We start from the raw sequence: 19,304 nt of genomic DNA on the forward strand, positions 1-19,304 counted from the left end.
AGAGGCTCACCCGCTTGGGTTAACTGAACTTGAACGCCTAAGGCAATAGAGGAATCAAATGGCTCGTACAACACCTATTGCACGCTACCGCAACATCGGTATCAGTGCACACATCGACGCCGGTAAAACCACCACTACCGAACGTATCCTGTTCTACACCGGTGTAAACCATAAAATCGGTGAAGTTCATGACGGCGCTGCCACCATGGACTGGATGGAACAGGAGCAGGAGCGTGGTATTACCATCACTTCTGCAGCGACTACTGCTTTCTGGTCTGGTATGGCCAAGCAGTATGAACCGCACCGCGTAAACATCATCGACACCCCAGGGCACGTTGACTTCACCATCGAAGTAGAACGTTCCATGCGTGTGTTGGATGGCGCAGTGATGGTTTACTGTGCTGTTGGTGGTGTTCAGCCGCAGTCTGAAACCGTATGGCGTCAGGCTAACAAATATAAAGTTCCACGTATCGCGTTCGTTAACAAAATGGACCGTATGGGTGCGAACTTCCTGAAAGTTGTTGACCAGATCAAAACCCGTCTGGGCGCGACTCCGGTTCCACTGCAGTTGGCTATCGGCGCTGAAGAAGCGTTCACCGGCGTTGTTGACCTGGTGAAAATGAAGGCTATCAACTGGAACGAAGCTGACGCGGGCGTAACCTTCGAATACGAAGATATCCCTGCCGATATGGTCGAACTGGCTAACGAATGGCACCAGAACCTGATCGAATCCGCAGCTGAAGCGTCTGAAGAGCTGATGGAAAAATACCTGGGCGGCGAAGAGCTGACCGAGGCAGAGATCAAGTCTGCACTGCGTCAGCGCGTGCTGAACAACGAAATCATCCTGGTAACCTGTGGTTCTGCGTTCAAGAACAAGGGTGTCCAGGCAATGCTGGATGCGGTAATCGATTACCTGCCGTCTCCAATCGATGTTCCTGCGATCAACGGTATGCTGGACGACGGTAAAGATACCCCGGCTGAGCGTCACGCTGATGACAACGAGCCGTTCTCTGCTCTGGCGTTCAAAATCGCTACCGACCCGTTTGTTGGTAACCTGACCTTCTTCCGTGTTTACTCCGGTGTGGTTAACTCCGGCGATACCGTGCTGAACTCCGTGAAAGCTGCACGTGAGCGTTTCGGCCGTATCGTACAGATGCACTCCAACAAACGTGAAGAGATCAAAGAAGTTCGCGCGGGCGACATCGCCGCGGCTATCGGTCTGAAAGACGTAACTACGGGTGATACCCTGTGTGATCCAGATGCGCCGATCATTCTGGAGCGTATGGAATTCCCTGAGCCGGTAATCTCCATCGCCGTTGAACCGAAAACCAAGTCTGACCAGGAAAAAATGGGTCTGGCTCTGGGCCGTCTGGCTAAAGAAGACCCGTCATTCCGCGTATGGACTGATGAAGAATCTAACCAGACCATCATCGCTGGTATGGGTGAGCTGCACCTCGACATCATCGTTGACCGTATGAAGCGTGAGTTCAACGTTGAAGCAAACGTCGGTAAACCACAGGTTGCTTATCGTGAAGCGATTCGCGCCAAAGTTACCGATATCGAAGGTAAGCACGCCAAGCAGTCTGGTGGTCGTGGTCAGTACGGTCACGTTGTGTTCGACATGTACCCGCTGGAGCCGGGCTCTAACCCGAAAGGTTACGAGTTCATCAACGACATCAAGGGTGGTGTAATTCCGACCGAATACATCCCTGCCGTTGATAAAGGCATCCAGGAGCAGCTGAAAGCTGGTCCGCTGGCTGGTTACCCAGTAGTAGATCTCGGCGTGCGTCTGCACTTCGGTTCTTACCACGACGTTGACTCCTCTGAACTGGCGTTTAAACTGGCCGCTTCCATTGCCTTTAAAGATGGCTTTAAGAAAGCAAAACCAGTTCTGCTTGAGCCGATCATGAAGGTTGAAGTGGAAACGCCTGAAGAGAACACTGGTGACGTCATCGGTGACCTGAGCCGTCGTCGTGGTATGCTGCGCGGTCAGGAATCTGAAGCAACTGGCGTTAAGATCCACGCTGAAGTACCGCTGTCCGAAATGTTCGGATATGCAACTCAGCTGCGTTCTCTGACCAAAGGTCGTGCATCATACAGCATGGAATTCCTGAAGTATGATGATGCGCCGAACAACGTTGCTCAGGCCGTTATTGAAGCCCGTGGTAAATAAGCCTTAGGGTTAAAACCAAAGTCCCGTGCTCTCTCCTGATGGGGGAGAGCGCTATAGTAAGGAATATAGCCGTGTCTAAAGAAAAATTTGAACGTACAAAACCGCACGTTAACGTTGGTACTATCGGCCACGTTGACCACGGTAAAACTACCCTGACTGCTGCAATCACTACCGTACTGTCTAAAACCTACGGCGGTGCTGCTCGCGCTTTCGACCAGATCGATAACGCGCCAGAAGAAAAAGCTCGTGGTATCACCATCAACACTTCTCACGTTGAGTATGACACCCCGACTCGTCACTACGCGCACGTTGACTGCCCAGGGCACGCCGACTACGTGAAAAACATGATCACCGGTGCAGCGCAGATGGACGGCGCAATCCTGGTAGTAGCAGCGACTGACGGCCCAATGCCTCAGACCCGTGAGCACATCCTGCTGGGCCGCCAGGTAGGCGTACCTTACATCATCGTATTCATGAACAAATGCGACATGGTAGATGATGAAGAGCTGCTGGAACTGGTAGAGATGGAAGTTCGCGAACTGCTGTCTGCTTACGATTTCCCTGGCGACGACCTGCCGGTAATCCGTGGTTCCGCGCTGAAAGCGCTGGAAGGCGAAGCCGAGTGGGAAGCGAAGATTGTTGAGCTGGCAGAAGCGCTGGACAGCTACATCCCAGAGCCAGAGCGTGCTGTAGACAAGCCGTTCCTGCTGCCAATCGAAGACGTCTTCTCCATCTCCGGTCGTGGTACCGTTGTTACCGGTCGTGTAGAGCGCGGTATCATCAAAGTCGGTGAAGAAGTTGAAATCGTTGGTATCAAAGACACCGTTAAGTCTACCTGTACTGGCGTAGAAATGTTCCGCAAACTGCTGGACGAAGGCCGTGCTGGTGAGAACGTAGGTGTTCTGCTGCGTGGTATCAAGCGTGAAGAAATCGAACGTGGTCAGGTACTGGCGAAGCCAGGTTCAATCAAGCCGCACACCCAGTTCGAATCTGAAGTGTACATTCTGTCCAAAGACGAAGGCGGCCGTCATACTCCGTTCTTCAAAGGCTACCGTCCACAGTTCTACTTCCGTACAACTGACGTGACCGGTACCATCGAACTGCCAGAAGGCGTAGAGATGGTAATGCCAGGCGACAACGTGAACATGGTAGTAACCCTGATTCACCCAATCGCGATGGACGACGGTCTGCGTTTCGCAATCCGTGAAGGCGGCCGTACCGTAGGCGCGGGTGTTGTTGCTAAAGTTATCGCTTAATCGCTGATAATTTATCAACACAATAAAGAGGGCACTTCGGTGCCCTTTTTTTATACAATTTGTGCAAATCTTAATTGAAATAAAAAGCATTCTTATTTAGACTTACTCAAAGGTTAAGAAGTGAGTCTCCTATGTACGTATGTCTGTGTAATGCCGTGACTGACAAAGCGATTCGTAAAGCGGTACGTCAGCACAACCCCCATACCATGAAGCAGCTGCGAGACCTTGTGCCGATTGGTAGTGATTGCGGGAAATGCATTCGTCAGGCACGCCAGATTATGGTGGAGGAACGCGCAGCCATTATTCATATGCATGAAGTTGCCTAACAGAAGGTAAGGTCATTTTTTGACTCTTGACGCACAGGTTCTACACTTTTAGAACTGGTCAGGAGGAATACCTTATGAAAGGCGATAAAAAGATCATTGCGCATCTCAATAAACTGCTCGGCAACGAGTTGGTTGCCATCAATCAATACTTCCTACACGCCCGCATGTTCAAGAATTGGGGTTTAATGCGCCTCAATGACAAGGAATATCACGAGTCCATCGATGAAATGAAGCACGCCGATCGCTATATCGAGCGTATTTTGTTTCTGGAAGGCATCCCGAATTTACAAGATCTCGGCAAGCTCAATATCGGCGAAGATATTGAGGAGATGCTGCGCTCGGACTTGGCCCTGGAACTGGATGGCGCCAAGAATTTGCGTGAGGGTATCGCCTACGCCGACTCCATCCATGACTACGTCAGTCGCGATCTGATGATCGAGATTCTGGCGGATGAAGAAGAACATATCGACTGGCTGGAAACCGAGCTCGACCTTATCCAGCGTCTGGGCATTCAGAATTACGCGCAGGCTCAGGTGCTGGAGCGTAAAGACTGACGTGATTCACCGCTTCTTACTGAACCGCCGGCAGCCTGGTTGCCGGCAGGGCAGGGGAGTCCTCGCCACGTTGTTTCTGCTTATATCAATCCCTGCCTCATGAGATGAAAGCGCCGATATTCTGCGCATATTTTCATCTGCGCCTTGCTTTAGCGCCCATTTTGCGTATAATGCGCGGGCTTACCTAATCTTGGTAGCCTGATTTTAGCGAATCAGTCGATCGGCAGCCTTTTGTGCCTTTCGAACAATACTCCCGATATGGGAGTTATATGTTGACGATTACACTCCCCCATCAATCGAAATGGGTGTGAGGAGTAATCATTTACGTTTATAAAATAATTGGAGCTCTGGTCTCATGCAGAACCAAAGAATCCGTATCCGCCTGAAAGCGTTTGATCATCGTCTGATCGATCAATCAACCGCGGAAATCGTCGAGACTGCTAAGCGCACTGGTGCGCAAGTCCGTGGTCCGATCCCGCTGCCGACCCGCAAAGAGCGTTTTACCGTTCTGATCTCTCCGCACGTCAACAAAGATGCGCGCGATCAGTACGAAATCCGTACTCACAAGCGTCTGGTTGACATCGTTGAGCCAACCGAGAAAACCGTTGATGCTCTGATGCGTCTGGATCTGGCTGCCGGTGTAGACGTGCAGATCAGCCTGGGTTAATCAGGTCATTGAGCGATTGAGAGGTTGAAACAATGATTGGTTTAGTCGGTAAAAAAGTGGGCATGACTCGCATCTTCACTGAAGAAGGCGTTTCCATCCCAGTAACCGTAATCGAAATTGAAGCGAACCGCGTCACTCAGGTTAAGAGCCTGGATAACGACGGATACAGTGCCATTCAGGTCACCACCGGTAGCAAAAAAGCGAACCGCGTGACCAAGCCTGAAGCTGGCCATTTCGCTAAAGCTGGCGTTGAAGCTGGCCGTGGTCTGTGGGAATTCCGCCTGGAAGAAGGTCAGGAATACACTGCAGGTCAGGAAATTAGCGTAGAAATCTTCGCTGATGTTAAAAAAGTTGACGTAACCGGTACTTCTAAAGGTAAAGGTTTTGCTGGCACTGTTAAGCGCTGGAACTTCCGTACCCAAGACGCTACCCACGGCAACTCCTTGTCTCACCGCGTTCCGGGTTCTATCGGTCAGAACCAGACTCCGGGCAAAGTGTTCAAAGGCAAGAAAATGGCAGGCCACCTGGGTGACGAACGCGTAACCGTTCAGAGCCTGGACGTAGTACGTGTTGACGCTGAGCGCAACCTGCTGCTGGTAAAAGGTGCTGTTCCGGGTGCAACCGGTGGCAACCTGATCGTTAAACCAGCTGTGAAGGCGTAAGGGGATAGCAATGGAATTAGTATTGAAAGACGCGCAAAGCGCGCTGACTGTTTCCGAAACTACCTTCGGTCGTGATTTCAACGAAGCGCTGGTACACCAGGTTGTTGTTGCTTATGCAGCAGGTGCCCGTCAAGGTACTCGTGCTCAGAAGACCCGTGCTGAAGTGACCGGTTCCGGTAAGAAACCGTGGCGCCAGAAAGGTACTGGCCGTGCGCGTTCAGGTTCTGTTAAGAGCCCGATCTGGCGTTCCGGTGGTGTGACCTTCGCTGCGAAGCCACAAGACCACAGTCAGAAAGTTAACAAAAAGATGTACCGCGGCGCGCTGAAAAGCATCCTGTCCGAACTGGTACGTCAAGATCGTCTGATCGTTGTCGAAAAGTTCTCTGTTGAAGCGCCTAAAACTAAGCTGCTGGCACAGAAACTGAAAGATATGGCCCTGGAAGACGTGCTGATTGTAACCGGCGAAGTCGATGAGAATCTGTTCCTGGCTGCCCGCAACCTGTACAAGGTTGACGTGCGCGATGTAGCAGGTATCGATCCAGTTAGCCTGATCGCCTTCGACAAAGTGGTTATGACTGCTGATGCTGTGAAGCAAGTTGAGGAGATGCTGGCATGATCCGTGAAGAACGTTTGCTGAAAGTGCTGCGTGCACCGCACGTATCTGAGAAAGCATCTGCAGCGATGGAAAAATCAAACACCATCGTACTCAAAGTTGCCAAAGACGCGACCAAAGCAGAAATCAAAGCTGCAGTGCAGAAACTGTTTGAAGTCGAAGTCAAAGACGTGAGCACCCTGGTAGTTAAAGGGAAAGTGAAGCGTCACGGTCAGCGTATCGGTCGTCGTAGCGACTGGAAAAAAGCTTACGTCACCCTGAAAGAAGGCCAGAATCTGGACTTCATCAGCGGCGCAGAGTAAGTCGGAGGAGTAAGAACAATGGCAATTGTTAAATGTAAACCTACATCTCCGGGTCGTCGCCACGTTGTTAAAGTGGTTAACCCTGAGCTGCACAAGGGTAAACCTTATGCCCCGCTGCTGGAAAAACTGAGCAAAAGCGGTGGTCGTAACAACAATGGCCGTATCACCACCCGTCATATCGGTGGTGGCCACAAGCAACACTATCGTCTGGTTGACTTCAAACGCAACAAAGACGGCGTGTCTGCAGTGGTTGAGCGTCTGGAGTACGATCCGAACCGTTCCGCGAACATCGCGCTGGTTCTGTACAAAGACGGCGAACGCCGTTACATCCTGGCGCCGAAAGGCCTGAAAGCTGGTGACCAGATCCAATCTGGTGTTGATGCTGCGATCAAAGTGGGCAATGCCCTGCCAATGCGCAACATCCCAGTTGGTTCAACGGTTCACAACGTAGAAATGAAACCAGGTAAAGGCGGCCAGATGGCGCGTTCTGCCGGTGCCTACGTTCAGATCGTTGCTCGTGATGGTTCCTACGTAACTCTGCGTCTGCGCTCTGGCGAAATGCGTAAAGTTCCTGCAGATTGCCGCGCCACCCTGGGTGAAGTCGGTAACTCAGAACACATGCTGCGCGTCCTGGGTAAAGCAGGTGCTGCACGTTGGCGTGGTGTTCGTCCTACCGTTCGCGGTACGGCGATGAACCCGGTAGATCACCCGCACGGTGGTGGTGAAGGTCGTAACTTTGGTAAGCACCCGGTTTCCCCGTGGGGCGTTCAGACCAAAGGTAAGAAGACCCGTAGCAACAAGCGTACTGATAAGTTCATCGTACGTCGCCGTAGCAAAAAATAATTAGAGGATAAGCCATGCCACGTTCTCTCAAGAAAGGTCCTTTTATTGACCTGCACTTGCTGAAGAAGGTAGAGAAAGCGGTGGAAAGCGGTGACAAGAAGCCTTTGCGCACTTGGTCCCGTCGTTCAACGATCTTTCCTAACATGATCGGTTTGACCATCGCTGTCCATAATGGTCGTCAGCACGTACCAGTATTCGTTTCCGATGAAATGGTCGGTCACAAACTGGGTGAATTCGCGCCGACTCGTACTTATCGCGGCCATGCGGCTGATAAAAAAGCTAAAAAGCGCTAAGGTAGGAGGAAGAGATGGAAACTATCGCTAAACATCGCCACGCTCGTTCTTCTGCTCAGAAGGTTCGCCTTGTTGCTGACCTGATCCGCGGTAAGAAAGTGTCGCAAGCTCTGGAAACTTTGACCTACACCAACAAGAAAGCTGCTGGTCTGGTTAAAAAAGTACTGGAGTCTGCCATTGCTAACGCAGAACACAACGATGGCGCTGACATCGATGATCTGAAAGTTACGAAAATCTTCGTAGATGAAGGCCCAAGCATGAAGCGCATTATGCCGCGTGCGAAAGGTCGTGCAGATCGCATCCTGAAGCGCACCAGCCACATTACTGTGGTTGTGTCCGATCGCTGAGACTCTGGAGACTAGCAATGGGTCAGAAAGTACATCCTAATGGTATTCGCCTGGGTATTGTCAAACCTTGGAACTCTACCTGGTATGCGAATACCAAAGAATTCGCTGACAACCTGGACAGCGACTTTAAAGTTCGCCAATTCCTGACTAAGGAACTGGCTAAAGCGTCCGTATCTCGTATCGTTATCGAGCGTCCGGCTAAAAGCATTCGTGTAACCATTCACACTGCTCGCCCGGGTATCGTTATCGGTAAGAAAGGTGAAGACGTAGAAAAACTGCGCAAGGTCGTAGCGGACATCGCTGGCGTTCCTGCACAGATCAACATCGCCGAAGTCCGTAAACCGGAACTGGACGCTAAATTGGTTGCTGACAGCATCACTTCACAGCTGGAACGTCGCGTAATGTTCCGTCGTGCTATGAAGCGTGCTGTACAGAACGCAATGCGTCTGGGCGCTAAAGGCATCAAAGTTGAAGTAAGCGGCCGTCTTGGCGGTGCTGAAATCGCACGTACCGAATGGTACCGCGAAGGTCGTGTTCCATTGCACACTCTGCGTGCGGACATCGACTACAACACGTCCGAAGCGCACACCACTTACGGTGTAATTGGCGTTAAGGTATGGATCTTCAAAGGTGAGATCCTGGGTGGTATGGCTGCAGTTGAACAACCGGAACCGGCTGCTCAACCTAAAAAGCAGCAGCGTAAAGGCCGCAAGTAAGGAGAGTCGCTGATGTTACAACCAAAGCGTACAAAATTCCGTAAGGTGCACAAGGGCCGCAACCGTGGTCTGGCGCAAGGTACGGATGTTAGCTTCGGCACTTTCGGTCTGAAAGCTGTTGGCCGTGGCCGTCTGACTGCTCGTCAAATCGAAGCAGCTCGTCGTGCAATGACTCGTGCAGTTAAGCGTCAAGGTAAAATTTGGATCCGTGTATTCCCGGACAAACCAATAACCGAGAAGCCGCTGGAAGTCCGTATGGGTAAAGGTAAGGGTAACGTGGAGTACTGGGTTGCTCTGATCCAACCTGGTAAAGTCCTGTACGAAATGGACGGTGTGCCTGAAGAGCTGGCCCGTGAGGCATTCAAGCTGGCAGCAGCGAAACTGCCGATCAAAACCACCTTTGTAACCAAGACGGTGATGTAATGAAAGCACAAGAGCTGCGTGAAAAAAGCGTTGAAGAGCTGAACACTGAGCTGCTCAACCTGCTGCGTGAGCAATTTAACTTGCGCATGCAAGCGGCGAGTGGCCAGCTGCAACAAACTCACCTGTTGAAACAAGTGCGTCGTGATGTCGCACGCGTTAAGACTTTACTGACTGAGAAGGCGGGTGCGTAATGACCGATAAAATCCGTACTCTGCAGGGTCGTGTTGTTAGCGATAAAATGGAGAAATCCATTGTTGTTGCTATCGAACGTTTCGTGAAGCACCCAATCTACGGGAAATTCATCAAGCGTACGACTAAATTGCACGTACATGACGAGAACAACGAATGTGGCGCCGGCGACGTGGTAGAAATCCGCGAATGCCGCCCACTGTCTAAGACTAAGTCCTGGACGTTGGTTCGCGTTGTAGAGAAAGCGATTCTGTAATAGAGTAGCTGGCTCTCACTTGATAAACGGCTCAGAAAATGAGCCGTTTATTTTTTCTACCCATCCTAAGGAAGCGGTGTTATAATGCTGCGCCCTCAGTTATGGGGCTTTTCAACGACCTAAATTTCTTAGGTCTTTAAAGTAGTAGTTGACATTAGCGGAGCACTAAAATGATCCAAGAACAGACTATGCTGAACGTCGCCGATAACTCCGGTGCTCGTCGCGTAATGTGTATCAAGGTTCTAGGTGGCTCGCACCGTCGCTACGCAGGCGTCGGCGATATCATCAAGATTACCATCAAGGAAGCAATTCCACGTGGTAAGGTGAAGAAAGGCGATGTGCTGAAGGCGGTAGTGGTGCGCACCAAGAAGGGTGTACGTCGCCCGGACGGTTCTGTCATTCGCTTCGATGGAAATGCATGCGTTATTTTGAACAATAACAGCGAGCAACCTATCGGTACGCGTATTTTTGGGCCGGTAACTCGTGAACTGCGTAATGAGAAGTTCATGAAAATTATCTCTCTGGCACCAGAAGTACTCTAAGGAGCGAACCATGGCAGCGAAAATCCGTCGTGATGACGAAGTTATCGTGCTTACCGGGAAAGACAAAGGTAAACGCGGTAAAGTAAAAAATGTCCTGTCTGCTGGTAAGGTCATTGTTGAAGGTATCAACCTGGTTAAGAAACACCAGAAGCCGGTTCCGGCTCTGAACCAACCAGGCGGCATCGTTGAAAAAGAAGCTGCAATTCAGGTTTCTAACGTTGCTATCTTCAACGCGGCAACCGGTAAGGCTGACCGTGTAGGCTTTAGATTCGAAGACGGCAAAAAAGTCCGTTTCTTCAAGTCTAACAGCGAAACTATCAAGTAATTTGGAGTAATACGATGGCGAAACTGCATGATTACTACAAAGACGAGGTAGTTAAACAACTGATGTCTCAGTTTAACTACAATTCTGTCATGCAAGTCCCTCGGGTCGAGAAGATCACCCTGAACATGGGTGTTGGTGAAGCGATCGCTGACAAGAAACTGCTGGACAACGCAGCAGCTGACCTGACAGCAATCTCCGGCCAAAAGCCGTTGATCACCAAAGCTCGCAAATCTGTTGCAGGCTTCAAAATCCGTCAGGGCTATCCAATCGGCTGCAAAGTAACTCTGCGTGGCGAACGCATGTGGGAGTTCTTTGAGCGTCTGATTTCCATTGCTGTTCCACGTATCCGTGACTTCCGTGGCCTGTCCGCCAAGTCATTCGATGGCCGTGGCAACTACAGCATGGGTGTGCGTGAGCAAATCATCTTCCCAGAGATCGACTACGATAAAGTCGATCGCGTACGTGGTCTGGATATTACCATCACCACGACTGCGAACTCTGATGATGAAGGCCGCGCACTGTTGGCTGCTTTTAACTTCCCGTTCCGCAAGTAAGGCAGGGTTGACTTATGGCTAAGCAATCAATGAAAGCACGCGAAGTAAAGCGCGTGAAATTAGCTGACAAGTTCTTTGCTAAACGCGCTGAACTGAAAGCTATCATCTCTGATGTGAACGCGTCCGATGAAGATCGTTGGAACGCTGTTCTCAAGCTGCAAACTCTGCCGCGTGATTCCAGCCCGTCTCGTCAGCGTAACCGCTGCCGCCAAACTGGCCGTCCACATGGTTATGTGGGCAAATTCGGGTTGAGCCGTATTAAGCTGCGTGAAGCCGCCATGCGCGGTGAAGTACCAGGCTTGAAAAAGGCTAGCTGGTAATTGTCACCAATTGAATCACGGGAGTAAAGACAGATGAGCATGCAAGATCCGATCGCGGATATGCTGACCCGTATCCGTAACGGTCAAGCCGCGAACAAAGTTGCGGTCACCATGCCTTCCTCCAAGCTGAAAGTGGCAATTGCCAACGTGCTGAAGGAAGAAGGTTTTATTGAAGATTTCAAAATCGAAGGCGACGCCAAGCCTGTTCTGGAACTGGTACTGAAGTACTTCCAGGGCAAAGCTGTGGTAGAAAGCATTCAGCGTATCAGCCGTCCAGGTCTGCGCATCTATAAGAAAAAAGATGAGCTGCCAAAAGTTATGGCCGGTTTGGGTATCGCTGTCGTTTCTACCTCTAAAGGTGTTATGACCGATCGTGCAGCTCGCCAGGCTGGTCTGGGTGGCGAGATTATCTGCTACGTAGCTTAATTCGGGAGGAAAGAATGTCTCGTGTTGCAAAAGCACCCGTCGTCATTCCTGCCGGCGTAGAGGTAAAACTCAACGGTCAGGTTATTTCGATTAAGGGTAAAAACGGCGAGCTGACTCGTACAGTCCACGATGCCGTTATCGTTAAGCAAGAAGAAAACGCACTGACTTTCGCCCCGCGCGAAGGTTTTGCGAACGCTTGGGCCCAGGCGGGCACCACGCGCGCTCTGCTGAACGCAATGGTTATCGGTGTTACCGAAGGCTTCAGCAAGAAGCTTCAACTGGTAGGTGTTGGTTATCGCGCAGCGGTTAAAGGCAATGTTATTAACCTGTCATTAGGTTTCTCACATCCGGTTGACCATCAGCTGCCAGCAGGTATCACTGCTGAATGCCCAAGCCAAACTGAAATCGTGCTGAAAGGCGCTGATAAGCAGGTAATTGGCCAGGTTGCTGCAGAGCTGCGTGCCTACCGTCGTCCTGAGCCTTACAAAGGCAAGGGTGTCCGTTACGCCGACGAAGTCGTGCGTACCAAAGAGGCTAAGAAGAAGTAAGGTAACACTATGGATAAGAAATCTGCTCGTATCCGTCGTGCGACCCGCGCACGCCGCAAGCTCAAAGAACTGGGTGCAACTCGCCTGGTGGTACATCGTACCCCGCGTCACATTTACGCACAGGTAATTGCTTCAAATGGTTCTGAAGTTCTGGTAGCCGCTTCTACTGTAGAAAAAGCTATCACTGAGCAACTGAAGTATTCCGGTAACAAAGACGCAGCAGCAGCAGTAGGTAAAGCTATCGCTGAGCGCGCGTTGGAAAAAGGCATCAAAGATGTTTCCTTTGACCGTTCCGGTTTCCAATATCATGGTCGAGTCCAGGCACTGGCAGATGCTGCCCGTGAAGCTGGCCTTCAGTTCTAAGGAAGAGGTTTAAGATGGCTCACATCGAAAAACAAGCTGGCGAACTGCAGGAAAAGCTGATCGCGGTAAACCGCGTATCTAAAACCGTAAAAGGTGGCCGTATTTTCAGCTTTACCGCACTGACTGTCGTTGGTGATGGTAACGGTCGCGTTGGTTTTGGCTACGGCAAAGCACGCGAAGTTCCGGCAGCGATCCAGAAAGCGATGGAAAAAGCCCGTCGCAACATGATGAATGTCGCGCTGAACAGCGGCACCCTGCAGCACCCTGTTAAAGGTGTTCACACGGGTTCTCGTGTGTTCATGCAGCCGGCTTCAGAAGGTACCGGTATCATCGCCGGTGGTGCAATGCGCGCCGTTCTGGAAGTCGCAGGGGTACACAACGTATTGGCTAAAGCTTATGGTTCCACCAACCCGATCAACGTGGTTCGTGCAACTATTGATGCTCTGGCAAATATGAAGTCTCCTGAAATGGTCGCTGCCAAGCGTGGTAAATCCGTTGCAGACATTCTGGGGTAATTGACCATGGCTAAGACTATTAAAGTTACACAAATTCGCAGCGCCATTGGCCGTCTGCCGAAGCATAAAGCTACTCTGCTGGGCTTGGGTCTGCGTCGTATTGGTCACACCGTAGAGCGCGAGGATACTCCTGCTGTACGCGGTATGATCAACCTGGTTTCCTACATGGTTAAAGTTGAGGAGTAACAGATGCGTTTAAATACTCTGTCTCCGGCTGAAGGTGCCAAGCATGCGCCGAAGCGTGTAGGTCGTGGTATTGGTTCTGGCCTGGGTAAAACCGGCGGCCGTGGTCACAAAGGTCAGAAGTCTCGTTCTGGCGGTGGCGTACGTCGTGGTTTCGAAGGTGGTCAGATGCCTCTGTACCGTCGTTTGCCGAAATTCGGCTTCACTTCACGCAAAGCGATGATCACGGCAGAAGTACGTCTGTCTGAACTGGCTCTGATTGAAGGCGATGTCATCGACCTGAACACGCTGAAAGCCGCTAACGTTGTTGGTACCCAGATCGAATTCGTGAAAGTTATGCTTTCTGGCGAAATCGCTCGTCCGGTTACCCTGCGTGGTCTGCGTGTCACCAAAGGCGCTCGTGCTGCTATCGAGGCTGCTGGCGGTAAAATTGAGGAATAAGTGAGCTGATGGCTAAGCAACCAGGATTAGATTTTCAAAGTGCTAAAGGTGGGCTCGGCGAGCTGAAGCGCAGACTTTTGTTTGTTATCGGCGCGCTGATTGTCTTCCGTATCGGCTCTTTCATTCCGATTCCTGGTATCGATGCCACTGTGCTTGCCAAATTGCTCGAACAGCAGAGAGGCACTATCATTGAAATGTTTAACATGTTCTCTGGTGGTGCCCTCAGCCGTGCTTCTATCTTTGCGCTGGGGATCATGCCGTATATTTCGGCGTCGATCATTATCCAGCTGTTGACGGTGGTTCATCCGGCGTTGGCAGAAATAAAGAAAGAAGGGGAGGCTGGCCGTCGCAAGATTAGCCAGTATACCCGCTACGGCACGCTGGTATTGGCCATATTCCAGTCGATCGGTATTGCTACCGGTTTACCGAATATGCCTGGTATGCAAGGCCTGGTGATTAATCCAGGCTTTGCGTTCTACTTTACTGCGGTTGTGAGCCTGGTGACCGGGACAATGTTCCTGATGTGGCTGGGTGAGCAGATTACTGAACGCGGTATCGGCAACGGTATCTCGATCATTATCTTCGCGGGTATTGTAGCGGGCTTACCGCCGGCAATTGGTCATACTATCGAGCAAGCCCGGCAAGGCGACCTGCACTTCCTCCTGTTGCTGCTGGTTGCAGTATTGGTGTTTGCAGTGACCTTCTTTGTCGTCTTCATGGAGCGTGGTCAACGTCGTATCGTCGTTAACTATGCGAAGCGTCAACAGGGTCGTCGCGTTTATGCAGCACAGAGTACACACTTACCGTTGAAAGTGAACATGGCGGGTGTTATCCCGGCGATCTTCGCTTCCAGCATTATCCTGTTCCCGGCCACGATTGCATCCTGGTTCGGGGGTGGTACCGGTTGGAACTGGCTGACAACAATTTCGATGTATTTGCAGCCTGGACAGCCGCTTTATGTGTTACTCTATGCGTCTGCAATCATCTTCTTCTGTTTCTTCTACACGGCGTTGGTTTTCAACCCGCGTGAAACAGCAGATAACCTGAAGAAGTCCGGTGCCTTCGTACCAGGAATTCGTCCGGGAGAGCAAACGGCGAAGTACATCGATAAAGTAATGACGCGTTTAACCCTGGTGGGCGCGATGTACATTACTTTCATCTGCCTGATCCCGGAGTTCATGCGTGATGCAATGAAAGTACCATTCTACTTTGGTGGTACCTCGCTACTGATCGTGGTTGTCGTCATCATGGACTTTATGGCTCAAGTGCAAACTCTGATGATGTCAAGTCAGTACGAGTCTGCATTGAAGAAAGCAAACCTGAAAGGCTATAACCGCTAGTCGGGTTTTGTTTGAGAAGTTACGGAGAGTAAAAATGAAAGTTCGTGCTTCCGTCAAGAAATTATGTCGTAACTGCAAAATCGTTAAGCGTAACGGTGTCGTTCGTGTGATTTGCAGCGCCGAGCCGAAGCATAAACAGCGTCAAGGCTGATTATCTCGCATATTTTTCTTGCAAAGTTGGGTTGAGCTGGCTAGATTAGCCAGCCAATCTTTTGTATGTAACTGCAACATTATTTGAGTATCCTGAAAACGGGCTTTTCAGAATGGTGTTGCCGTAAAAATAAGTAGGAGTGCATAGTGGCCCGTATAGCAGGCATTAACATTCCTGATCATAAACATACCGTAATCGCCTTAACGTCGATCTTCGGTATCGGCAAAACCCGCTCACAGGCTATCTGTGCTGCGACTGGTATTGCTGAAAATGTTAAGATCAGTGAGCTGTCTGAAGAGCAGATTGAACAGCTGCGTGAAGCTGTCGCCAAATACACTGTTGAAGGTGATCTGCGCCGTGAAGTTACCCTGAGCATCAAGCGTCTGATGGATCTTGGTACATATCGTGGTTTGCGCCATCGTCGTGGTCTGCCAGTTCGCGGTCAGCGTACTAAGACCAACGCACGTACCCGTAAGGGTCCGCGTAAACCGATCAAGAAATAATCGGGGTGATTGAATAATGGCAAAGGCACCTGTTCGTACACGTAAGCGTGTAAGAAAGCAAGTCTCTGACGGCGTGGCTCATATCCATGCTTCTTTCAACAACACCATCGTTACCATTACTGATCGTCAGGGTAATGCTTTGGGTTGGGCAACTGCCGGTGGTTCCGGTTTCCGTGGTTCTCGTAAGTCCACTCCGTTCGCAGCACAGGTTGCCGCTGAACGTTGTGCAGACGCAGTAAAAGAATACGGTATCAAGAACCTGGAAGTTATGGTTAAAGGACCTGGTCCTGGTCGTGAGTCTACTATCCGCGCTCTGAACGCGGCTGGTTTCCGCATCACTAACATTACTGATGTGACTCCGATCCCTCATAACGGTTGTCGTCCGCCGAAAAAGCGCCGCGTATAACGCAGCTTTTAGGTTTGTTGGAGAAAGAAAATGGCAAGATATTTGGGTCCTAAGCTCAAGCTGAGCCGTCGTGAGGGCACAGACCTGTTCCTTAAGTCTGGCGTTCGCGCGATCGATTCAAAATGCAAAATTGAACAACCGCCTGGTCAGCACGGTGCGCGTAAACCGCGTCTGTCTGATTACGGTGTGCAGTTGCGTGAGAAGCAGAAAGTTCGCCGTATCTACGGTGTTCTGGAGCGTCAATTCCGCAACTATTACAAAGAAGCAGCACGTCTGAAAGGCAACACCGGTGAAAACCTGTTGCAACTGCTGGAAGGTCGTCTGGACAACGTCGTTTACCGCATGGGCTTCGGCGCCACGCGTGCAGAAGCACGTCAGCTGGTTAGCCACAAAGCTATCATGGTAAATGGTCGCGTTGTTAACATCGCTTCTTATCAGGTATCTCCGAATGACGTAGTCAGCATCCGCGAGAAAGCGAAAAAGCAGTCTCGTGTTAAGGCCGCTTTGGAGCTGGCTGAGCAGCGTGAAAAGCCGACTTGGCTGGAAGTTGATGCTGCCAAGATGGAAGGCGTGTTCAAGCGTATGCCTGAACGTACCGATCTGTCTGCGGACATTAACGAACACCTGATCGTCGAGCTTTACTCCAAGTAAAGCTTAGTACCAAAGAGAGGACACAATGCAGGGTTCTGTGACAGAGTTTCTAAAACCGCGCCTGGTAGATATCGAGCAAGTCAGTTCGACGCACGCCAAGGTGACCCTTGAGCCTTTAGAGCGTGGCTTTGGCCATACTCTTGGCAACGCACTGCGCCGTATTCTGCTTTCATCTATGCCGGGTTGCGCGGTGACCGAGGTTGAGATTGATGGTGTACTGCATGAGTACAGCACCAAAGAAGGCGTACAGGAAGACATCCTGGAGATCCTGCTCAACCTGAAAGGGCTGGCGGTGAGAGTTCAAGGCAAAGATGAAGTTATTCTTACCCTGAATAAATCTGGCATTGGCCCTGTGACCGCTGCCGACATTACCCATGATGGTGATGTCGAAATCGTCAAGCCGCAGCACGTTATCTGCCACCTGACCGATGAGAACGCGGCTATCAGCATGCGTATCAAAGTTCAGCGCGGTCGTGGTTATGTGCCGGCTTCTGCCCGAATTCATTCGGAAGAAGATGAGCGCCCAATCGGTCGTCTGTTGGTCGACGCCTGCTACAGCCCTGTAGAGCGTATTGCCTACAATGTTGAAGCTGCGCGTGTAGAACAGCGTACTGACTTGGATAAGCTGGTCATCGAAATGGAAACCAATGGCACGATCGATCCTGAAGAGGCGATCCGCCGTGCGGCAACCATTCTGGCTGAACAACTGGAAGCTTTCGTTGACTTACGTGATGTACGTCAGCCGGAAGTGAAAGAAGAGAAACCAGAGTTCGATCCGATCTTGCTGCGCCCTGTTGACGATCTGGAATTGACTGTCCGCTCTGCTAACTGCCTCAAGGCAGAAGCTATCCACTACATCGGTGATCTGGTACAGCGTACCGAGGTTGAGTTGCTGAAAACGCCGAACCTGGGTAAAAAATCTCTTACCGAGATTAAAGACGTGCTGGCCTCACGTGGTCTGTCTCTGGGCATGCGCCTGGAAAACTGGCCGCCGGCAAGCATTGCTGACGAGTAACCGGATCACAGGTTAAGGTTTTACTGAGAAGGATAAGGTCATGCGCCATCGTAAGAGTGGTCGTCAACTGAACCGTAACAGCAGCCACCGCCAGGCTATGTTCCGTAACATGGCCGGCTCTTTGGTTCGTCATGAGATCATCAAGACGACCCTGCCAAAAGCGAAAGAGCTGCGTCGCGTTGTTGAGCCGCTGATTACTCTTGCCAAGACCGACAGCGTAGCTAATCGTCGTCTGGCATTCGCCCGTACTCGTGATAACGAGATCGTGGCAAAACTGTTTAACGAGCTGGGCCCGCGTTTCGCGAGCCGTGCCGGTGGTTACACTCGCATTCTGAAGTGTGGCTTCCGCGCAGGCGACAACGCGCCGATGGCATACATCGAGCTGGTTGATCGTGCTGAGTCTCAAGCAGAAGTAGCAACTGCAGAGTAATCTGTAGAAGCGTAAAAAAACCGGGCTTGCCCGGTTTTTTTACGTCTATCTGCAGCCAATTGTGCTTTCCCCCAGTCTATACGCTTTAAGATCCCCCGCCCTATCCGCTATGCTAGCGGCAGAGATTGCATGCTGAGGAATCATACAATGTGGTTACTCGATGAGTGGGCTGAACGGCATATTCGTGACGCGCAAGATAGCGGTGAGTTTGAGAACTTATCGGGCCAGGGTAAACCGCTGGAGCTTGATGATGACAGCGCGGTACCGGCAGAACTGCGCTCCGGATTTCGTCTGTTGAAGAATGCGGGCTACCTGCCGCCGGAATTGGAAATCCGCAAAGAAGCGTTGACCATCGCCGCCTTGCTGCAGGAAATTAACAGCGAACACCCTGACTACGTTGCATTGAGTAAACGCATGGCGCTGTTGGAATATCGTTTACAGCAGGCCGGAATGAGTACCGATTTCCTGTATGGCGAATACCATCAGATGATTAATGGCAAATTCAGGCCGGAGGAATGCTAATGTTCAAAATTGGCCAGCTCGCCAAGCTCGCGGGGGTAACGCCGGATACCGTGCGTTATTATGAAAAGCAGGGCATGATGGAGCACAATGTGCGGACCGAAGGGGGCTACCGCCTGTATAGCGAGCAGGACTTACAGCGCCTGCGCTTTATTCGCTATGCCAAGCAGCTGGGCTTTACCCTGGAAACCATTGCCGAACTGTTGTCGATCCGCGTCGACCCAGAACATCACACCTGCCAGGAATCAAAGTCCATTGTTGATGCGCGTTTGCAGGAAGTGGAACAAAAGCTGCTGGAGCTGACGCGCATGCGCGAATCTTTACGGCGTTTGAGCGAGGCCTGCTGCGGCAGTGCGCATACCAGCACCTACTGTTCGATTCTTGAGGCATTAGAGCAGGGTGCCAGCGACGGCAGCGATAAAAAACCAGAGCATCACTGCTGAGCGTCTGTT

The 19,304-nt window shown here is 51.1% G+C and carries 34 protein-coding genes; all 34 read left to right on the forward strand.

Annotation, left to right across the window (positions count from 1 at the left end; genetic code table 11):
* Positions 1-58: 58 nt before the first annotated feature.
* The 34 genes from fusA (at position 59) to zntR (ending at position 19,295) form a co-directional block, all read left to right on the forward strand.
* Positions 59-2,173, forward strand: coding sequence for an elongation factor G (gene fusA / locus FO014_RS11525; RefSeq protein WP_160029636.1), 2,115 nt, complete (start codon positions 59-61; stop codon positions 2,171-2,173).
* 71 nt (positions 2,174-2,244) lie between these two features.
* Positions 2,245-3,429 (forward strand): elongation factor Tu, encoded by a 1,185-nt coding sequence (gene tuf, locus FO014_RS11530; protein ID WP_105229426.1) that lies wholly within the window; start codon positions 2,245-2,247, stop codon positions 3,427-3,429.
* 131 nt (positions 3,430-3,560) lie between these two features.
* Entirely contained in the window at positions 3,561-3,755 is a 195-nt protein-coding gene (gene bfd / locus FO014_RS11535) for a bacterioferritin-associated ferredoxin (protein WP_015962151.1), read from the forward strand.
* A gap of 74 nt (positions 3,756-3,829) precedes the next feature.
* Complete coding sequence (gene bfr, locus FO014_RS11540; protein WP_105232884.1) at positions 3,830-4,309, forward strand: bacterioferritin; 480 nt, start codon at positions 3,830-3,832, stop codon at positions 4,307-4,309.
* Positions 4,310-4,664: 355 nt separating this feature from the next.
* Positions 4,665-4,976, forward strand: coding sequence for a 30S ribosomal protein S10 (gene rpsJ / locus FO014_RS11545; protein ID WP_001181005.1), 312 nt, complete (start codon positions 4,665-4,667; stop codon positions 4,974-4,976).
* A 32-nt stretch (positions 4,977-5,008) separates the two neighbouring features.
* Positions 5,009-5,638 carry a 50S ribosomal protein L3 gene (gene rplC / locus FO014_RS11550; protein WP_015962149.1) on the forward strand — a complete coding sequence of 210 codons (630 nt, stop codon included), beginning with the start codon at positions 5,009-5,011 and terminating at the stop codon, positions 5,636-5,638.
* Between the two features lie 10 nt (positions 5,639-5,648).
* The gene (gene rplD / locus FO014_RS11555; protein WP_004956192.1) at positions 5,649-6,254 is read left to right on the forward strand and encodes a 50S ribosomal protein L4; all 606 of its coding nucleotides are present in this window, start codon (positions 5,649-5,651) and stop codon (positions 6,252-6,254) included.
* Positions 6,251-6,553 (forward strand): 50S ribosomal protein L23, encoded by a 303-nt coding sequence (rplW, locus tag FO014_RS11560; RefSeq protein ID WP_015962148.1) that lies wholly within the window; start codon positions 6,251-6,253, stop codon positions 6,551-6,553. Before rplD ends, rplW begins: the two co-directional genes overlap by 4 nt.
* Positions 6,554-6,571: 18 nt before the next feature.
* On the forward strand, positions 6,572-7,396 hold the full coding sequence (gene rplB / locus FO014_RS11565) for a 50S ribosomal protein L2 (protein ID WP_015962147.1): 825 nt from the start codon (positions 6,572-6,574) through the stop codon (positions 7,394-7,396).
* Between the two features lie 14 nt (positions 7,397-7,410).
* Positions 7,411-7,689 (forward strand): 30S ribosomal protein S19, encoded by a 279-nt coding sequence (gene rpsS / locus FO014_RS11570; RefSeq protein WP_004929772.1) that lies wholly within the window; start codon positions 7,411-7,413, stop codon positions 7,687-7,689.
* A 14-nt stretch (positions 7,690-7,703) separates the two neighbouring features.
* Entirely contained in the window at positions 7,704-8,036 is a 333-nt protein-coding gene (gene rplV / locus FO014_RS11575) for a 50S ribosomal protein L22 (RefSeq protein ID WP_002223844.1), read from the forward strand.
* Positions 8,037-8,053: 17 nt separating this feature from the next.
* Entirely contained in the window at positions 8,054-8,752 is a 699-nt protein-coding gene (rpsC, locus tag FO014_RS11580) for a 30S ribosomal protein S3 (RefSeq protein ID WP_004956187.1), read from the forward strand.
* 12 nt (positions 8,753-8,764) lie between these two features.
* Positions 8,765-9,175, forward strand: coding sequence for a 50S ribosomal protein L16 (gene rplP / locus FO014_RS11585; protein WP_002438716.1), 411 nt, complete (start codon positions 8,765-8,767; stop codon positions 9,173-9,175).
* Positions 9,175-9,366 (forward strand): 50S ribosomal protein L29, encoded by a 192-nt coding sequence (rpmC, locus tag FO014_RS11590; protein WP_015962144.1) that lies wholly within the window; start codon positions 9,175-9,177, stop codon positions 9,364-9,366. The genes rplP and rpmC overlap by 1 nt, the downstream gene beginning before the upstream one ends.
* On the forward strand, positions 9,366-9,620 hold the full coding sequence (gene rpsQ, locus FO014_RS11595) for a 30S ribosomal protein S17 (protein ID WP_015962143.1): 255 nt from the start codon (positions 9,366-9,368) through the stop codon (positions 9,618-9,620). Before rpmC ends, rpsQ begins: the two co-directional genes overlap by 1 nt.
* A 170-nt stretch (positions 9,621-9,790) precedes the next feature.
* Positions 9,791-10,162, forward strand: coding sequence for a 50S ribosomal protein L14 (gene rplN, locus FO014_RS11600; protein ID WP_000613954.1), 372 nt, complete (start codon positions 9,791-9,793; stop codon positions 10,160-10,162).
* A 10-nt stretch (positions 10,163-10,172) separates the two neighbouring features.
* On the forward strand, positions 10,173-10,487 hold the full coding sequence (rplX, locus tag FO014_RS11605; RefSeq protein ID WP_015962142.1) for a 50S ribosomal protein L24: 315 nt from the start codon (positions 10,173-10,175) through the stop codon (positions 10,485-10,487).
* Between the two features lie 14 nt (positions 10,488-10,501).
* A complete protein-coding gene (gene rplE, locus FO014_RS11610) occupies positions 10,502-11,041 on the forward strand; it encodes a 50S ribosomal protein L5 (RefSeq protein ID WP_105232883.1) in 540 nt (179 codons plus the stop codon).
* Positions 11,042-11,055: 14 nt separating this feature from the next.
* Positions 11,056-11,361 carry a 30S ribosomal protein S14 gene (rpsN, locus tag FO014_RS11615; RefSeq protein WP_004956173.1) on the forward strand — a complete coding sequence of 102 codons (306 nt, stop codon included), beginning with the start codon at positions 11,056-11,058 and terminating at the stop codon, positions 11,359-11,361.
* Positions 11,362-11,394: 33 nt separating this feature from the next.
* Entirely contained in the window at positions 11,395-11,787 is a 393-nt protein-coding gene (gene rpsH, locus FO014_RS11620) for a 30S ribosomal protein S8 (protein ID WP_004929753.1), read from the forward strand.
* 14 nt (positions 11,788-11,801) lie between these two features.
* Positions 11,802-12,335 carry a 50S ribosomal protein L6 gene (gene rplF / locus FO014_RS11625; RefSeq protein WP_160029637.1) on the forward strand — a complete coding sequence of 178 codons (534 nt, stop codon included), beginning with the start codon at positions 11,802-11,804 and terminating at the stop codon, positions 12,333-12,335.
* Positions 12,336-12,344: 9 nt separating this feature from the next.
* The gene (gene rplR, locus FO014_RS11630; RefSeq protein ID WP_095846806.1) at positions 12,345-12,698 is read left to right on the forward strand and encodes a 50S ribosomal protein L18; all 354 of its coding nucleotides are present in this window, start codon (positions 12,345-12,347) and stop codon (positions 12,696-12,698) included.
* A gap of 14 nt (positions 12,699-12,712) precedes the next feature.
* Positions 12,713-13,213 carry a 30S ribosomal protein S5 gene (gene rpsE / locus FO014_RS11635; RefSeq protein WP_015962139.1) on the forward strand — a complete coding sequence of 167 codons (501 nt, stop codon included), beginning with the start codon at positions 12,713-12,715 and terminating at the stop codon, positions 13,211-13,213.
* A 6-nt stretch (positions 13,214-13,219) separates the two neighbouring features.
* On the forward strand, positions 13,220-13,399 hold the full coding sequence (rpmD, locus tag FO014_RS11640) for a 50S ribosomal protein L30 (RefSeq protein ID WP_105232881.1): 180 nt from the start codon (positions 13,220-13,222) through the stop codon (positions 13,397-13,399).
* A 3-nt stretch (positions 13,400-13,402) separates the two neighbouring features.
* Positions 13,403-13,837 carry a 50S ribosomal protein L15 gene (gene rplO / locus FO014_RS11645; RefSeq protein WP_015962138.1) on the forward strand — a complete coding sequence of 145 codons (435 nt, stop codon included), beginning with the start codon at positions 13,403-13,405 and terminating at the stop codon, positions 13,835-13,837.
* A gap of 8 nt (positions 13,838-13,845) precedes the next feature.
* Positions 13,846-15,177: a preprotein translocase subunit SecY gene (gene secY / locus FO014_RS11650; protein WP_015962137.1), complete on the forward strand. Its 1,332-nt coding sequence runs from the start codon at positions 13,846-13,848 to the stop codon at positions 15,175-15,177.
* Positions 15,178-15,211: 34 nt separating this feature from the next.
* A complete protein-coding gene (rpmJ, locus tag FO014_RS11655) occupies positions 15,212-15,328 on the forward strand; it encodes a 50S ribosomal protein L36 (RefSeq protein ID WP_002227352.1) in 117 nt (38 codons plus the stop codon).
* A gap of 146 nt (positions 15,329-15,474) precedes the next feature.
* Positions 15,475-15,831: a 30S ribosomal protein S13 gene (rpsM, locus tag FO014_RS11660; RefSeq protein ID WP_105232880.1), complete on the forward strand. Its 357-nt coding sequence runs from the start codon at positions 15,475-15,477 to the stop codon at positions 15,829-15,831.
* A 16-nt stretch (positions 15,832-15,847) separates the two neighbouring features.
* Positions 15,848-16,237, forward strand: coding sequence for a 30S ribosomal protein S11 (gene rpsK, locus FO014_RS11665; RefSeq protein WP_004929731.1), 390 nt, complete (start codon positions 15,848-15,850; stop codon positions 16,235-16,237).
* Positions 16,238-16,267: 30 nt separating this feature from the next.
* The gene (gene rpsD, locus FO014_RS11670; RefSeq protein ID WP_015962134.1) at positions 16,268-16,888 is read left to right on the forward strand and encodes a 30S ribosomal protein S4; all 621 of its coding nucleotides are present in this window, start codon (positions 16,268-16,270) and stop codon (positions 16,886-16,888) included.
* A 25-nt stretch (positions 16,889-16,913) separates the two neighbouring features.
* Complete coding sequence (locus FO014_RS11675; protein WP_002919219.1) at positions 16,914-17,903, forward strand: DNA-directed RNA polymerase subunit alpha; 990 nt, start codon at positions 16,914-16,916, stop codon at positions 17,901-17,903.
* Positions 17,904-17,943: 40 nt separating this feature from the next.
* Positions 17,944-18,333, forward strand: coding sequence for a 50S ribosomal protein L17 (gene rplQ, locus FO014_RS11680; protein ID WP_004929726.1), 390 nt, complete (start codon positions 17,944-17,946; stop codon positions 18,331-18,333).
* Between the two features lie 147 nt (positions 18,334-18,480).
* On the forward strand, positions 18,481-18,855 hold the full coding sequence (locus FO014_RS11685) for a DnaJ family domain-containing protein (RefSeq protein ID WP_160029638.1): 375 nt from the start codon (positions 18,481-18,483) through the stop codon (positions 18,853-18,855).
* Positions 18,855-19,295 (forward strand): Zn(2+)-responsive transcriptional regulator, encoded by a 441-nt coding sequence (gene zntR, locus FO014_RS11690; RefSeq protein ID WP_160029639.1) that lies wholly within the window; start codon positions 18,855-18,857, stop codon positions 19,293-19,295. Before FO014_RS11685 ends, zntR begins: the two co-directional genes overlap by 1 nt.
* Positions 19,296-19,304 lie beyond the last annotated feature (9 nt).

It is taken from the genome of Serratia rhizosphaerae, from assembly GCF_009817885.1.
Taxonomy (GTDB): domain Bacteria; phylum Pseudomonadota; class Gammaproteobacteria; order Enterobacterales; family Enterobacteriaceae; genus Serratia_B; species Serratia_B rhizosphaerae.

Excerpts from the sequence above, each read along its gene's own strand:
- rpsS (WP_004929772.1), top strand. The coding sequence starts at position 7,411 with ATGCCACGTTCTCTCAAGAAAGGTCCTTTTATTGACCTGCACTTGCTG.
- rpsK (WP_004929731.1), top strand. The coding sequence starts at position 15,848 with ATGGCAAAGGCACCTGTTCGTACACGTAAGCGTGTAAGAAAGCAAGTC.
- rplQ (WP_004929726.1), top strand. The coding sequence starts at position 17,944 with ATGCGCCATCGTAAGAGTGGTCGTCAACTGAACCGTAACAGCAGCCAC.
- rpsN (WP_004956173.1), top strand. The coding sequence starts at position 11,056 with ATGGCTAAGCAATCAATGAAAGCACGCGAAGTAAAGCGCGTGAAATTA.
- rplV (WP_002223844.1), top strand. The coding sequence starts at position 7,704 with ATGGAAACTATCGCTAAACATCGCCACGCTCGTTCTTCTGCTCAGAAG.
- bfd (WP_015962151.1), top strand. The coding sequence starts at position 3,561 with ATGTACGTATGTCTGTGTAATGCCGTGACTGACAAAGCGATTCGTAAA.
- rplO (WP_015962138.1), top strand. The coding sequence starts at position 13,403 with ATGCGTTTAAATACTCTGTCTCCGGCTGAAGGTGCCAAGCATGCGCCG.
- rpsC (WP_004956187.1), top strand. The coding sequence starts at position 8,054 with ATGGGTCAGAAAGTACATCCTAATGGTATTCGCCTGGGTATTGTCAAA.
- secY (WP_015962137.1), top strand. The coding sequence starts at position 13,846 with ATGGCTAAGCAACCAGGATTAGATTTTCAAAGTGCTAAAGGTGGGCTC.
- rpsH (WP_004929753.1), top strand. The coding sequence starts at position 11,395 with ATGAGCATGCAAGATCCGATCGCGGATATGCTGACCCGTATCCGTAAC.
- rplB (WP_015962147.1), top strand. The coding sequence starts at position 6,572 with ATGGCAATTGTTAAATGTAAACCTACATCTCCGGGTCGTCGCCACGTT.
- rplF (WP_160029637.1), top strand. The coding sequence starts at position 11,802 with ATGTCTCGTGTTGCAAAAGCACCCGTCGTCATTCCTGCCGGCGTAGAG.
- rpmD (WP_105232881.1), top strand. The coding sequence starts at position 13,220 with ATGGCTAAGACTATTAAAGTTACACAAATTCGCAGCGCCATTGGCCGT.
- rplX (WP_015962142.1), top strand. The coding sequence starts at position 10,173 with ATGGCAGCGAAAATCCGTCGTGATGACGAAGTTATCGTGCTTACCGGG.
- rpmJ (WP_002227352.1), top strand. The coding sequence starts at position 15,212 with ATGAAAGTTCGTGCTTCCGTCAAGAAATTATGTCGTAACTGCAAAATC.
- rpsJ (WP_001181005.1), top strand. The coding sequence starts at position 4,665 with ATGCAGAACCAAAGAATCCGTATCCGCCTGAAAGCGTTTGATCATCGT.
- rplE (WP_105232883.1), top strand. The coding sequence starts at position 10,502 with ATGGCGAAACTGCATGATTACTACAAAGACGAGGTAGTTAAACAACTG.
- rpsD (WP_015962134.1), top strand. The coding sequence starts at position 16,268 with ATGGCAAGATATTTGGGTCCTAAGCTCAAGCTGAGCCGTCGTGAGGGC.
- FO014_RS11675 (WP_002919219.1), top strand. The coding sequence starts at position 16,914 with ATGCAGGGTTCTGTGACAGAGTTTCTAAAACCGCGCCTGGTAGATATC.
- rplW (WP_015962148.1), top strand. The coding sequence starts at position 6,251 with ATGATCCGTGAAGAACGTTTGCTGAAAGTGCTGCGTGCACCGCACGTA.
- rplC (WP_015962149.1), top strand. The coding sequence starts at position 5,009 with ATGATTGGTTTAGTCGGTAAAAAAGTGGGCATGACTCGCATCTTCACT.
- rpmC (WP_015962144.1), top strand. The coding sequence starts at position 9,175 with ATGAAAGCACAAGAGCTGCGTGAAAAAAGCGTTGAAGAGCTGAACACT.
- rpsE (WP_015962139.1), top strand. The coding sequence starts at position 12,713 with ATGGCTCACATCGAAAAACAAGCTGGCGAACTGCAGGAAAAGCTGATC.
- rplP (WP_002438716.1), top strand. The coding sequence starts at position 8,765 with ATGTTACAACCAAAGCGTACAAAATTCCGTAAGGTGCACAAGGGCCGC.
- fusA (WP_160029636.1), top strand. The coding sequence starts at position 59 with ATGGCTCGTACAACACCTATTGCACGCTACCGCAACATCGGTATCAGT.
- rplN (WP_000613954.1), top strand. The coding sequence starts at position 9,791 with ATGATCCAAGAACAGACTATGCTGAACGTCGCCGATAACTCCGGTGCT.
- rplR (WP_095846806.1), top strand. The coding sequence starts at position 12,345 with ATGGATAAGAAATCTGCTCGTATCCGTCGTGCGACCCGCGCACGCCGC.
- bfr (WP_105232884.1), top strand. The coding sequence starts at position 3,830 with ATGAAAGGCGATAAAAAGATCATTGCGCATCTCAATAAACTGCTCGGC.
- zntR (WP_160029639.1), top strand. The coding sequence starts at position 18,855 with ATGTTCAAAATTGGCCAGCTCGCCAAGCTCGCGGGGGTAACGCCGGAT.
- rpsQ (WP_015962143.1), top strand. The coding sequence starts at position 9,366 with ATGACCGATAAAATCCGTACTCTGCAGGGTCGTGTTGTTAGCGATAAA.
- rplD (WP_004956192.1), top strand. The coding sequence starts at position 5,649 with ATGGAATTAGTATTGAAAGACGCGCAAAGCGCGCTGACTGTTTCCGAA.
- FO014_RS11685 (WP_160029638.1), top strand. The coding sequence starts at position 18,481 with ATGTGGTTACTCGATGAGTGGGCTGAACGGCATATTCGTGACGCGCAA.